The organism is Klebsiella planticola ATCC 33531, from assembly GCF_000735435.1.
Lineage (GTDB): Bacteria > Pseudomonadota > Gammaproteobacteria > Enterobacterales > Enterobacteriaceae > Klebsiella > Klebsiella planticola.
The window spans coordinates 162,992-175,917 of record NZ_JMPP01000018.1; the positions used below are offsets into that span (position 1 = coordinate 162,992).

Annotated in this window: 14 protein-coding genes; 5 read left to right on the forward strand and 9 right to left on the reverse strand. The window is 54.7% G+C overall.

Annotation, left to right across the window (positions count from 1 at the left end; all coding sequences use genetic code 11):
* Position 1: 1 nt before the first annotated feature.
* Positions 2-706, reverse strand: coding sequence for a YggS family pyridoxal phosphate-dependent enzyme (locus tag GRPL_RS17430; RefSeq protein WP_032697613.1), 705 nt, complete (start codon positions 704-706; stop codon positions 2-4).
* 16 nt (positions 707-722) lie between these two features.
* Here GRPL_RS17430 and GRPL_RS17425 point away from each other — a divergent pair, with 16 nt between their 5' ends.
* Entirely contained in the window at positions 723-1,703 is a 981-nt protein-coding gene (locus tag GRPL_RS17425; RefSeq protein WP_032698801.1) for a type IV pilus twitching motility protein PilT, read from the forward strand.
* Positions 1,704-2,037: 334 nt separating this feature from the next.
* Positions 2,038-2,691: a LuxR C-terminal-related transcriptional regulator gene (locus tag GRPL_RS17420; RefSeq protein ID WP_032698802.1), complete on the forward strand. Its 654-nt coding sequence runs from the start codon at positions 2,038-2,040 to the stop codon at positions 2,689-2,691.
* A gap of 74 nt (positions 2,692-2,765) precedes the next feature.
* On the opposite strand, the gene ruvX is transcribed toward GRPL_RS17420, so the two are convergent.
* The 8 genes from ruvX to metK all read right to left on the reverse strand — a co-directional run bounded on the left by ruvX (position 2,766) and on the right by metK (position 10,107).
* Entirely contained in the window at positions 2,766-3,182 is a 417-nt protein-coding gene (ruvX, locus tag GRPL_RS17415) for a Holliday junction resolvase RuvX (RefSeq protein ID WP_032698803.1), read from the reverse strand.
* Positions 3,182-3,745, reverse strand: coding sequence for a YqgE/AlgH family protein (locus GRPL_RS17410; protein ID WP_015585751.1), 564 nt, complete (start codon positions 3,743-3,745; stop codon positions 3,182-3,184). Before GRPL_RS17410 ends, ruvX begins: the two co-directional genes overlap by 1 nt.
* Before the next feature lie 239 nt (positions 3,746-3,984).
* Entirely contained in the window at positions 3,985-4,932 is a 948-nt protein-coding gene (gene gshB / locus GRPL_RS17405; protein WP_032697616.1) for a glutathione synthase, read from the reverse strand.
* 20 nt (positions 4,933-4,952) lie between these two features.
* Complete coding sequence (rsmE, locus tag GRPL_RS17400; protein WP_032697617.1) at positions 4,953-5,684, reverse strand: 16S rRNA (uracil(1498)-N(3))-methyltransferase; 732 nt, start codon at positions 5,682-5,684, stop codon at positions 4,953-4,955.
* Positions 5,685-5,772: 88 nt separating this feature from the next.
* Positions 5,773-6,480: a deoxyribonuclease I gene (endA, locus tag GRPL_RS17395; protein WP_032697619.1), complete on the reverse strand. Its 708-nt coding sequence runs from the start codon at positions 6,478-6,480 to the stop codon at positions 5,773-5,775.
* 94 nt (positions 6,481-6,574) lie between these two features.
* Positions 6,575-7,075 carry a SprT family zinc-dependent metalloprotease gene (locus GRPL_RS17390; protein ID WP_032690771.1) on the reverse strand — a complete coding sequence of 167 codons (501 nt, stop codon included), beginning with the start codon at positions 7,073-7,075 and terminating at the stop codon, positions 6,575-6,577.
* 79 nt (positions 7,076-7,154) lie between these two features.
* Positions 7,155-8,549: a sugar porter family MFS transporter gene (locus GRPL_RS17385; protein ID WP_032690772.1), complete on the reverse strand. Its 1,395-nt coding sequence runs from the start codon at positions 8,547-8,549 to the stop codon at positions 7,155-7,157.
* Between the two features lie 403 nt (positions 8,550-8,952).
* Complete coding sequence (gene metK / locus GRPL_RS17380) at positions 8,953-10,107, reverse strand: methionine adenosyltransferase (RefSeq protein ID WP_032690773.1); 1,155 nt, start codon at positions 10,105-10,107, stop codon at positions 8,953-8,955.
* A gap of 465 nt (positions 10,108-10,572) precedes the next feature.
* Here metK and GRPL_RS28560 point away from each other — a divergent pair, with 465 nt between their 5' ends.
* The 3 genes from GRPL_RS28560 (at position 10,573) to speA (ending at position 12,909) form a co-directional block, all read left to right on the forward strand.
* Complete coding sequence (locus GRPL_RS28560; RefSeq protein WP_418324751.1) at positions 10,573-10,722, forward strand: hypothetical protein; 150 nt, start codon at positions 10,573-10,575, stop codon at positions 10,720-10,722.
* A gap of 85 nt (positions 10,723-10,807) precedes the next feature.
* The gene (yqgB, locus tag GRPL_RS27705; protein ID WP_015585756.1) at positions 10,808-10,924 is read left to right on the forward strand and encodes an acid stress response protein YqgB; all 117 of its coding nucleotides are present in this window, start codon (positions 10,808-10,810) and stop codon (positions 10,922-10,924) included.
* 8 nt (positions 10,925-10,932) lie between these two features.
* On the forward strand, positions 10,933-12,909 hold the full coding sequence (gene speA, locus GRPL_RS17375) for a biosynthetic arginine decarboxylase (RefSeq protein ID WP_004867474.1): 1,977 nt from the start codon (positions 10,933-10,935) through the stop codon (positions 12,907-12,909).
* Positions 12,910-12,926: the final 17 nt, after the last annotated feature.

Consider the following 12,926-nt stretch of genomic DNA (forward strand, 5'->3'; position numbering starts at 1 on the left):
CTTAATTTTTGCTGTAGTCGCGCGCACCGAAAATTGCGGTACCGATGCGCACCATCGTGCTTCCCGCCGCGATTGCGGCTTCCATATCATCCGACATGCCCAAAGACAACGTATCGACCGTAGGGTATTGCGTTTTCAATCGCGCAAATGCTACCGCCATTTGTTGGGCCACGGCAAACTGCCTTACATATTCTGACTCAGGTGCCGGAATGGCCATTAATCCGCGCAGCCGCAGATTGGGCAGGGCGGCAATCTCCGCTGCCAGCGCATCCAGCGCCTGCAGCAGAATGCCCGACTTGCTCTGTTCGTCACTAATGTTTATTTGAATCAATACATTAAGCGGCGGAAGATGCGAAGGGCGCTGCTCGCTGAGCCGCGTGGCGATTTTCAGACGATCGACGGTGTGGCACCAGTCAAAGTGTTCCGCCACCAGACGACTTTTGTTGGACTGCAGCGGCCCGATAAAGTGCCACTGCAGCGAAGAGGCGCCTGCTTCCTGGAAGTAGCGGATTTTTTCCACCCCTTCCTGGACGTAGTTTTCGCCAAAAGCCACCTGGCCTGCGGCTATCGCTTCTTCAATCGCACTCGCAGGCTTCGTTTTACTCACTGCAAGCAACGTAATTTCTTCTGGATCGCGGCCGCAGCGCGCGGCAGCGTCTGAGATTTTGTCCCGGACCTGTGCCAGGTTATGCGCAATATCGTTCATATTCCGAGGATGTGTTATGGAGCTGGAAGAAATCGTGGCCCTTAGTGTAAAGCATAATGTCTCCGATCTACACCTGTGCAATACCTCGGCAGCGCGCTGGCGTCGACAGGGAAAGCTTGAGCCGGCGCCATTTCACACGCCGGATATCGGGAAATGGCTTGACGGGTGGCTCGATGAGAAACAGCGCGCGCACTGGCAGGCCAACGGACAGGTGGATTTTGCCTTAACCCCCGACGGCGGACCGCGCCTTCGCGCCAGCGCATTTTCTCACGCTCAGGGTATTTCATTAGCGCTGCGCCTGTTGCCGGAAAGCTGTCCCCGGATTGAGGCGCTGCGTGTTCCTGCGGCGCTGACGGAACTGCTGAATGAAGAAAGCGGTTTGATTCTGGTGACCGGAGCCACCGGCAGCGGTAAGTCGACCACCCTCGCGGCGATGGTCAATCATCTCAACCAGCAGCGTGAAGGGCATATTCTGACGCTTGAAGATCCGGTGGAGTTTATCCATCACAGCAAGCGATGTCTGATTCAACAACGTGAAATCGGACGCGACTGTCCCTCTTTTTCCACGGCGCTGCGGGGGGCGCTGCGCCAGGATCCCGATGTGATTCTGCTGGGTGAGCTGCGCGACAGCGAAACGATCCGCCTGGCGCTGACCGCTGCGGAGACCGGCCATCTGGTGATGGCCACGCTGCATACCCGCGGCGCGGCTCAGGCGATTGAGCGTCTGGTGGATGTCTTCCCTGCGCAGGAAAAAGAACAAATACGCAGCCAGCTAGCGGGAAGTTTATGTGCGGTGCTGGCACAAAAATTACTGCCGACAGCGTCAGAGGGAAGAGTTGCGCTATACGAGCTTTTGGTGAATACCCCGGCGGTAGCAAATTTGATTCGCGAGGGGAAAACTCATCAATTGCCGGGGGTCATGCAAACCGGTCAACAAGCCGGAATGCTGACTTTTACGCAAAGTTTTCAACAGCGTGTGGCAGCGGGTCTGTTATAAGCGCTGTTTTAATATTCAGTTTTCATACCTGAGTGTTGTTATCGTAATGTTTTATTAATGTTTGTGGTTATTATGGCTGAATATAATTTAGCCATAAATGACTACGTCAAATTAATGACGGCTGTGAAAGGGCGAGCGGCATTTCCCTCGCAGAATAAAGAAAAAATAAGATTATCTTTTGACACTTTTCATCTCTTCGACTTATGCTGTTTATGGAAACAGGACGTTTCTTGTGAAATATTGTTTTGAAATGTAAATTTATTAATTATTTGTAATTTTAGGTTTAATTCATTTAACCGCCATGATGGTGGGTGCTTGCTAAGGAGAGTTTTAAGTGATTAATTTTTCAGGTAATTTATCTTCTTCCCGTCAGATCGTTTTTATTACTCATCCGTCAATTCAGAGTCAGGCATTTGCCAATTACCTGACCAATACATTGTCGGTCAGGGTGACGCTCCATAATATTAACAAACCGCTAACTCAGCGTCTGCCGAAAGAGTCGGTAATATTATTTGATATCGCCGTGTCGAATAAAAAGCTCAACGGGCTGTGGCGAGATATTATTCGATCTTGCGCGGAAAACCCGCGGCTGCTGATTATCAACAGCGCACAAAAATATGAGCTTTATGAAATGGCGCAGTGGCCAGCGCTGTATGGCGTTTTCCGCCATGACGATGATGAATCGCGTTTAATTGAGGGCGTTAAGGCCGTACTTAATGGCGAACAGACGGCTGAATTGAGCGTGATGCACCCGGCGATGTATGCCGCGGATCATACATCGATCCCGACGGAGAGTTCGCCGCTCACCGAGCGTGAATGTGAAATTCTCAATGAATTACGCTGCGGTGCAACCAATATGGATATTGCTCGCGCGCTGTTTATCAGTGAAAACACGGTACGTACACATCTGTACAATGTTTTCCGTAAGCTGAGCGTAAAAAACCGCACCCAGGCAGTCAGCTGGGCCAATGAGCATTTACGTCACTAGGCATTAAGACAGGCGAAAGAGCGATGGCGCCACTTCGCAGAAGAGGGCGCCATATCATCATTATGGCTTCGGGATCAGAAGCCCTGCTCGAAGTAGCTTTCCAGGATAATCACCGCGGAGGCAGAATCAATGCTGCCTTTGTTCAGGGCGCGGAATCCGCCGTGCTCAAATAGCCCGGCACGGGCTTCTACCGTGCTCAAACGCTCGTCGTGCAGAGTGATTTTCACCCCAAAGCGGCCGTGAATTTTATTGGCGAAGTTACGCGCGCGCGCGGTGAGCGGTTGCTCAGTCCCGTCCATATTCAGCGGCAGGCCGACGATGACGGCCTCTGGTTGCCACTCTTTAAGCAGCTTTTCGATAATGTTCCAGTCCGGTTTACCATCCTGCGCCTTCAGCGCAGGAAGAGGGCGGGCGGTACCGGTGATGCGTTGGCCGACCGCCACGCCGATACTTTTGGTACCGAAATCAAAACCCAGCAGCGTTCCGCTCATTACGCGTGCCCCGCTATGCCGGGCATCGTCACAATGTCGATACCGATAAGTTTTGCCGCCTCGCGCCAACGGTCGGCAATAGGCGTTTTAAACAAAATATTCTGGTCCGCCGGGGCCGTCAGCCAGGCGTTATCAAGGATTTCTTGCTCCAGCTGACCCTTTTCCCAGGAGGAATAGCCCAGGGCGACCAGCACGTTAGCCGGCTGCTTGTCCGTGCCGAGCGTTTCGAGTACGTCGCGGGAAGTGGTGATCACCGTGTTATCGGAGATGCGAATGCTGGAGGAAAAATCAGAAGGCGGTGAATGCAGAATAAAACCGCGATCTTCCGCCAGCGGCCCGCCGAGCATCACCGGCTTATCCAGACGAATCTCCGGATTGCGCGGTTCAGCGACAATGTTTAACTTTTCCAGAATTCCGTCAATCTGCAAGTTTTCCAGCGGCTTATTGATGATAATGCCCATGGCGCCATCGTCGTTGTATTCGCAGATATAGACCACGGAGCGGCGGAATATCGGATCCTGAAGAGCAGGCATGGCAATCAGAAAGTGATGCTGTAAATTCATTGTCAGAGGTTCTGTTCCTGGTTCAAAAAGCAGCACCCAGTATGCGGGTAAAGCAAGGACCTGTCGATTCAACTTTATCTTTCAGGCGACAGGGGCGTTGATTTCCTCGCTCAACCCGGTCACATAGTGGACTATGCTCCCGGGTACTCGCTGCGTCATCGCCTGCCTGTAGCCTGAAATCTGTCGTTGAATCAGAAGATTTTGCAGACTAACGATACGGGTCGTTAGCCTGAATGATCCTATTTTCCGAGGCGCTTCTCGATAGCGTCCATCAGCATACCGGTGATGGAGATCGGGAACGCCGCTTCAATTTCACGCACGCAGGTTGGGCTGGTGACGTTAATTTCCGTCAGACGATCGCCGATGATATCCAGACCGACGAAGATCAGCCCTTTAGCTTTCAGCGTTGGCCCGACGCGGCGCGCAATGGCCCAGTCGCTATCGCTCAGCGGACGTGCTTCGCCGCGGCCACCGGCAGCAAGATTACCGCGGGTTTCACCACCCTGTGGGATACGCGCCAGGCAATAAGGCACCGGCTCACCGTCGACAACCAGCACGCGCTTATCGCCATCTTTAATTGCCGGCAGGTAGTTCTGCGCCATGCAGTAACGGCTGCCCAGCTCGGTCAGGGTTTCCGCAATGACCGGCAGGTTAGGATCGCCCTCTTTCACGCGGAAAATAGAGGTACCGCCCATGCCGTCCAGCGGTTTCAGAATAATGTCGCCGTGTTTTTCCCAGAAGGCTTTCAGCTGGGCCTTATTGCGGGTCACCAGCGTTTCCGGAGTCAGGTCGGCAAACCAGGCGGTAAACAGCTTCTCGTTACAGTCGCGCAGGCTCTGCGGCTTGTTGACGATCAGCGTGCCTTTATCTTCGGCACGTTCAAGAATATAGGTCGCGTAAATAAACTCGGTATCGAACGGCGGATCCTTACGCATCAGAATGACGTCGAGATCCGCCAGCGGCAGATCCTGCTCACCGGTAAACTCATACCACTTATCGTAATTCTGCTCCACGCTGAGCTTGCGCGTGCGGGCGCGGGCTTCCCCGTTGATTAAGTACAGGTCGTTCATCTCCATATAATGGAGTTCATAGCCGCGACGCTGCGCTTCCAGCAACATAGCGAAGCTGGTGTCTTTCTTGATGTTGATGGTTGCGATGGGGTCCATCACGATGCCGAGCTTGATCATGGTTATTCTCCGTTAACGCTTCAACCTAAGTCGCCAAAACGCACCTGCAGGGCGGTAATGGCAGTGAGCGCAGTTGTTTCTGTACGCAGAACGCGCGGTCCCAACAGAATATCAGTAAACTGGTAGCGAGCGGTCATCGCAATCTCTTCCGCTGACAGGCCGCCTTCCGGGCCAATCAGCAAGCGAACGCGTTCAACCGGCAACGGCAGCGTGTTGATACTGGCGCTGGCGCGCGGGTGCAGATTGAGCTTCAGGCCATTATCCTGCTCAGCACACCAGGCCTCCAGCTGCATCGCCGGGCGAATCTCCGGCACCACGTTGCGGCCGCTCTGCTCGCAGGCGGCGATGGCGATTTTTTGCCACTGCTGGATCTTCTTCTGCAAACGTTCGGCATCCAGTTTAACGCCGCAGCGCTCGGAAAACAGTGGCGTTATGAGGCTTACACCGAGTTCAATCGATTTCTGGATGGTGAACTCCATCTTTTCGCCGCGTGACATCACCTGGCCCAGATGAATATGCAGAGGGGATTCGCGATCGTCGGTCTCGCTGCCGATCACGTCAACTAACACGTTTTTCTTTCCGGCTTCGGCGATCACGGCATCGAAAACCTGATTGCTGCCGTCAAAAAGCTGGATTGCCTGGCCTTTGCCCATACGTAATACGCGGCCAACGTGATTGGCGGCATCGTCAGAGAGGGCGATTTGACTACCTACGGTAACAGGTTCCGGGTGGTGGATGCGAGGGATGCGCATGCTGGCTATTCCGTTCTTCGCGCAGGTGCCGCTTTTCCATGTCGGGGGAAAGCGGCACCTGCAAATTAACAATTGCCGCTAGTGTAGGTTAGCTCTTTTGTGCCTGGCAAGCTTGCTGGACGTACGGATTGTGGTTGCCCTGTACTTTAGCGATGCGCTCGTCGCGTTCGCACTCCCAGGAGGTGACCGGATACATCTTATCCCAGGCGGTAAAAAGCTGGGTTTGCTGGCGGGAGAGGGTCAACTGATAAGTATCGCGCATATAGAAGTAGGTGCGGGCGATAGAACCGCGGGCGCGAGCGGGCGGCTCGGCAACCTTATCCTTAAAGTCGACCTTCATGGCGCACTGGCCGTACTGGCCTTCGCCGCCGTTCCACTGGCCATACATAAAGTTGGCGCGGTCGCCGTTAACTTCGCCCACCGCCGGCTGCAGGTTGTGCATATCGCTTTCCATCTTGCGATAGACCGGATCTTTGGCGCAGTTTTTCCGTCCGCCGTCCTGCCAGCACTGGCGCTGGTGGCCAAACTGCCAGGCTGGAACGACGTGTTCCCACTCGACCCGACTGGCGCGGTTTTCATTTTTACGCACTTTATAACCGCAGGACTCCAGATCGATAACGCCTTTTTTCCCCTGCCAGTCAATTTTACAGCCGCAGTAGAAATCGCCGGGGACATCGGCATTGACCTTTACCCCGGCGGCTTTCGCCTGGGAGAAACTGTTGATTCCTTCGGCCGCGACCTGGCCGCTACAGGCGGCGGTCAGAAACGCCGCGGCAAAAATATAAATACGGGACATCGTGAACTCCGTGTCAAAACGAGCCCGCAACGTAGCGAATGCGATTGTCAGATGCAATCAGTCAGATCAGAAAATTTCCAGTTGTACCCGATATTTACTCTTCAGCGACCAGCAGATCGCCGCAGCGAACGCAGCGGTAAGTCGCTTCTCCCCGCACGACGCGGTTGTGGCGACGGACGGTAAGCTGATGCTGCTGGCACTGGCAGCGGTAGGGAAAGGTGTTCTGGCGAACGGAGTCGAGTTCGAAACGATGGGTGCGGCGGGCGGCGACGCCGAGCACGCTCTCCATCATCCATTTCCACTCTTTGCCGTGCGGCGCCACGCGGCCGAAGTGTTTCCACACCAGCAGGTGCGCCAGTTCATGCGGGACGACCTCATCGATAAAGGCCTGCTGGTTTTCCAGCAGCAGTACCGGGTTGAGGCGAATTTCGTTCTTTTCCAGCCATGCGGTACCGGCGGAGGTGCCGCGCTGCTGATAGACCAGGCTCGGTTCCGGGTACTGACGGCCAAGCCTGAGGTTGGCCTGGGCGAGCTTTTCCCGCAGGCTGCGCATAATGGCCTGCTGAATGGCGATGGGAATTCGGGGCGTTTTCATAGCGCCAGAGGATAGTGCGCCGTGAAGGGGAGAGCAAGAGGCAGACGCTTCCTCCCGCGAGAGGAGGAAGCGTTAACGGTCAGTCGCGAGCGCCGATTTCGCGCAGCGGGCGGCCTTTCATCAGGTTACGTTCGATGTGTTCCAGCGACACGTTTTTGGTTTCCGGGATAAGCCACAGGGTCAGGAGGATGAACAGGACGTTCAGACCGCCGTAGACCCAGAAGGTGTTGGCGCTGCCCAGCGAGTTAAGCATGGTCAGGAAGGTGGCGCCGACGATCATATTGGCAATCCAGTTGGTTGCCGTAGAGCAGGTGATGCCGAAATCGCGGCCTTTGAGCGGCTGAATTTCGGAGCACAGTACCCAGATCAGCGGACCGGCGCTCATGGCGAAGCCAACGATAAACATCAGCAGCATCAGCACGGAGAAGTACTGAGCGGTGGCTGAGTGAATACCCACGTGCATCATGGTGCCCAGAACGCCCATGCCGGTGGCCATGACGATAAAGCCAAGGATCAGCGTCGGTTTGCGGCCCCAGCGGTCAACCAGCCCGATAGCGATGAAGGTCGCCAGCACATTGGTCAGACCGACGATCACGGTCCCCCACATCTGTTCGGTGGTGTTGGTATAACCCGCCAGTTCAAAAATCTTCGGCGCGTAATACATGATGACGTTCATCCCGGTGAACTGTTGCATCACCTGCAGCAGGATGCCGAGGAATACGGCACGGCGGAAGTTGCTGTTTTCTTTAAACAGTTCCCAGCCAGACTGCTTGATCTTCAGGCTTTCACGAATCTCATCCAGTTCACGTTTGGCTTCGGCGCTGGTATCACGCAGGCGCATCAGTACGCGTTCCGCATCAACAAAGCGGCGTTTGGCTGCAAACCAGCGCGGGCTATCCGGCAGAAAGATAACGCCAATCAGCAGCAGAATCGCCGGGATGATAATCACGCCCAGCATCCAGCGCCATGCGCCGCTGTAGCTGAAGGCGGTGTCCGACAGATAGGCGCCGAGGATCCCGATGGTGATCATCAGCTGATACATGGAGATCATGCTGCCGCGGATTTTTTCGGGTGCAATTTCCGACAGGTACAGCGGAGCGGTGTACGACGCGACGCCAACGGCCAGGCCGAGCAGCACGCGGGAGACGAGCAGCACTTCAACGTTCGGGGCGGCAGCAGAGAACAGCGAACCGGCGACGAACAGGATCGCGCCGATCATCAGGCTCTTTTTCCGACCGAGACGGAAGGAGAGCCAGCCGCTGCCGACGGCGCCGACCGCAGCGCCGAACATCATGGAGCTTACCACCCACTCCTGAGTGTGAGCGCTAATCTGGAACTCGTTGGCAATAAAGGGTAAGGCACCCGCAATAACACCGATATCAAGGCCGAAAAGCAGACCTGCCAGCGCGGCGAGGAAACAGACAAAGAACGTCATCGTTTTGTTCGAGCGCCCTTGTTTTTTGTTGTCAGGCATAACGCCCTCCAGTTGAGTTATTGATTCTGTCGATGCTTAGGGTAGGGGAGTCTATCGCAAAAAAACGTGATATCAGTCACGGCTGTGTAATCGGTTACACTAAGGTAAAGAAACGTAATCTATTAAAATAGATTAATTTCAAATAGATAGGTGATTATAAAACCTCCTGAGGAAAGCGATAATCAGATAACCCTGAAACATAATGCAATATGGTGAAAAATTGTTTCACTAACTCATTATCGTGCATGATTTCTGGCTACAGCTCTAATGTAATCGCTTTCATTGAATGGTGGAAAGGTTCGGCGGCAATGCGGGAGTGGCGGGCGTAAGGGGGAAAGTGTGGAAGGGGGGAAAACAAAAAGGCCAGCGCGAGGCTGGCCATGGCAGGAGAAAAACGTCGGGATTATTTCAGGCCGGCAGCTTCACGCAGCAGAGCGGCTTTGTCGGTTTTTTCCCACGGGAAATGTTCACGACCAAAGTGACCGTATGCCGCCGTCTCTTTGTAGATCGGGTGCAGCAGATCCAGCATCTGGATCAGACCGTAAGGACGCAGGTCGAAGAATTCACGCACCAGCAGAGTCAGCTGCTCGGACGGCACTTTTTCGGTACCGAAGGTTTCCACCATAATGGAGGTCGGCTCTGCCACGCCGATAGCGTAGGAGACCTGAATCTCACAACGGTCAGCCAGGCCTGCCGCAACGATGTTTTTCGCGACATAGCGTGCGGCATAGGCTGCGGAACGGTCAACTTTAGAAGGATCTTTACCAGAGAACGCGCCGCCGCCGTGACGAGCCATGCCGCCGTAGGTATCCACGATGATTTTACGGCCGGTCAGACCGCAGTCGCCCATCGGGCCGCCGATAACAAAACGACCGGTCGGGTTGATGAAGAATTTGGTCGCGCTGCTCAGCCATTCAGTCGGCAGAACCGGCTTGATGATCTCTTCCATCACCGCTTCCTGCAGGGATTTCTGATCGATGTCTTCCGCGTGCTGAGTAGACAGAACCACGGCATCGATACCGACGATTTTGCCGTCGTCGTACTGGAAGGTCACCTGGCTTTTCGCATCCGGACGTAGCCACGGCAGCGTGCCGTTTTTGCGCACTTCAGCCTGACGCTGCACCAGACGGTGAGCATAGGTGATCGGCGCCGGCATCAGGACGTCGGTTTCGTTAGTGGCATAGCCAAACATCAGGCCCTGGTCGCCCGCCCCTTGCTCCAGCGGATCGGCGCGGTCAACGCCCTGATTGATATCCGGGGACTGTTTGCCAATGGCGCTCAGTACGGCACAGGAGTTGGCATCAAAGCCCATATCGGAATGCACGTAGCCAATTTCACGAACCGTATTACGGGTAATCTCTTCGATATCAACCCATGCGCTGGTGGTGATTTCACCGCCGACCAGCACCATGCCAGTTTTGACATAAGTTTCACACGCGACACGCGCTTTCGGATCCTGTTCGAGGATCGCATCCAGCACGGCGTCGGAGATTTGGTCAGCAATTTTGTCTGGATGCCCTTCTGATACGGACTCGGACGTAAAGAGGTGTTTTGCCATGTTTTATTTTACCTGTGGAGTATTCGTGTAGCTCATACTGTTGTGTGGATTAGCTGTGGTAGATGATTCTACCAAAACTTGCAGGTAGTGACACGAGCAGTCTGAGTGTTAATCAGTATAGACGGATTAACTTCTGGATGGCTATTTTAGGTCAAATCTTAATCCCATTTCCAGCCTTTTTTGATGCAGATCGCATTGACGAAAAATAGAGGGTGGCAATTTTTCCTGCCATTCGCGGCAACTCGCCCATTTTTATTTTGCATTTTAGCCGGCTTATCGGTATAAAACGCCGCGCGCGGCTCATTAAAAAAGCGCACGAAGCCCATCTCGTGACGCCACTTCCAGCCGGGTTAAGCAGTCTGTTTTTACAGAAATCTGCAGCGGTGTTTTGGCACCTGCTGTGGTATGTCTAGCTTTGGCTTATCGCTGGCCCGTATCGGGGCAGTGTGGAGGTGATATCAGATAATGAACCCACGTTTTTCATCCGACTCGTCGCGTCGTTCCGTCGCGCGTCGCTATCCCGCAATCTGCATCTCTTTCATGCAAATCAGCCGATGTTCTACCCGTCTCGGCGCTTCTCAGGATTCCAGGGCCGGCAGGCTATCTGAAAACTGAACAAGGGCGCTCTTGCTGTCGCAAGGGTTTTCTCGTGGTTTCTCCGGACTGTCATACTACGTTCGGGTATGTGTTTTACTATGATATGAATAAGAAACCGGTCGCGCAGTCGCAAAGCCAGCACTATCTGCTGGGGTTTAGGACTGTTCATGGGTTGTTATCGCGTCTTCGGACTGCGATAGTAGTCAATATTACAATTTGAGGTTCGCTATGTCTGACGACATTTCTTCAGTTTCGCCTTCGTCAGCAGGCGAACACGGCGTACTACGTTCCATGCAGGAGGTTGCGATGAGCTCCCAGGAAGCCAGCAAAATGCTACGTACTTACAATATTGCCTGGTGGGGTAATAACTACTACGACGTTAACGAACTGGGCCATATCAGCGTTTGCCCGGATCCTGACGTCCCGGAAGCGCGCGTTGACCTTGCAGAATTAGTGAAAGCACGCGAAGCGCAGGGGCAGCGCCTGCCGGCACTGTTCTGCTTCCCGCAGATTCTGCAACACCGCCTGCGTTCGATTAACGCCGCGTTTAAACGCGCGCGTGAGTCCTATGGCTATAACGGCGACTACTTCCTGGTCTATCCGATCAAGGTTAACCAGCACCGCCGCGTGATTGAGTCGTTGATCCATTCCGGTGAACCGCTGGGTCTGGAAGCCGGTTCCAAGGCGGAGCTGATGGCGGTACTGGCGCACGCCGGTATGACCCGCAGCGTGATTGTTTGTAACGGCTACAAAGACCGCGAGTATATCCGTCTGGCGCTGGTCGGCGAAAAGATGGGCCACAAGGTCTATCTGGTCATCGAAAAAATGTCGGAAATCGCCATTGTGCTGGAAGAAGCCGAGCGCCTGAATGTCGTGCCGCGCCTTGGCGTGCGTGCGCGTCTGGCCTCGCAGGGCTCCGGTAAATGGCAGTCTTCCGGCGGTGAAAAATCGAAGTTCGGCCTGGCGGCAACGCAGGTTCTGCAGCTGGTTGAGATTCTGCGTGCGGCAGGGCATCTGGAAAGCCTGCAGCTCCTGCACTTCCACCTCGGCTCGCAGATGGCCAACATTCGCGATATCGCCACCGGCGTGCGTGAATCGTCGCGTTTCTATGTTGAGCTGCATAAGCTCGGCGTTAATATTCAGTGCTTCGATGTCGGCGGCGGTCTCGGCGTGGACTATGAAGGTACCCGCTCACAGTCTGACTGTTCGGTGAACTACGGCCTGAACGAGTATGCTAACAACATTATCTGGGCGATTGGCGATGCCTGTGAAGAGAACGGCCTGCCGCACCCGACGGTGATTACCGAATCCGGGCGCGCGGTGACCGCTCACCACACCGTGCTGGTCTCCAACATCATCGGCGTTGAACGTAACGAATACACCGAAGCGACCCCGCCTGCGCAAGACGCGGCGCGTCCGCTGCAGAGTATGTGGGAAACCTGGCAGGAGATGCACGAGACCGGCAACCGCCGCTCGCTGCGCGAATGGCTGCACGACAGCCAGATGGATCTCCACGATATTCATATCGGCTACTCGTCCGGTACCTTCAATCTTCAGGAGCGCGCCTGGGCAGAACAGCTGTATCTGAACATGTGCCATGAAGTACAGAAACAGCTCGACCCGAGCAACCGTGCGCATCGACCGATTATCGACGAACTGCAGGAACGGATGGCGGATAAGATTTACGTCAACTTCTCGCTGTTCCAGTCGATGCCGGATGCATGGGGTATCGATCAGCTGTTTCCGGTGATGCCGCTGGAAGGGCTGAACATGGTGCCTGAACGCCGCGCGGTGCTGCTGGATATCACCTGCGATTCCGATGGCGCGATTGACCACTATGTGGATGGCGACGGGATTGCCACCACCATGCCGATGCCGGAATACGATCCTGAAAATCCGCCGATGCTGGGCTTCTTTATGGTTGGCGCCTATCAGGAGATCCTCGGGAATATGCACAACCTGTTCGGCGATACCGAAGCGGTGGACGTATTCGTCTTCCCTGACGGCAGCGTTGAGGTTGAGCTCTCCGACGAAGGGGATACCGTGGCGGATATGCTGCAATATGTGCAGCTCGATCCGAACACGCTGCTGACCCAGTTCCGCGATCAGGTGAAAAACTCCGGTCTCGACGAAGCGCTGCAGCAGCAGTTCCTCGAAGAGTTTGAAGCGGGGCTGTACGGATATACTTATCTGGAAGACGAGTAACCGTTGTTGCCCGGCGG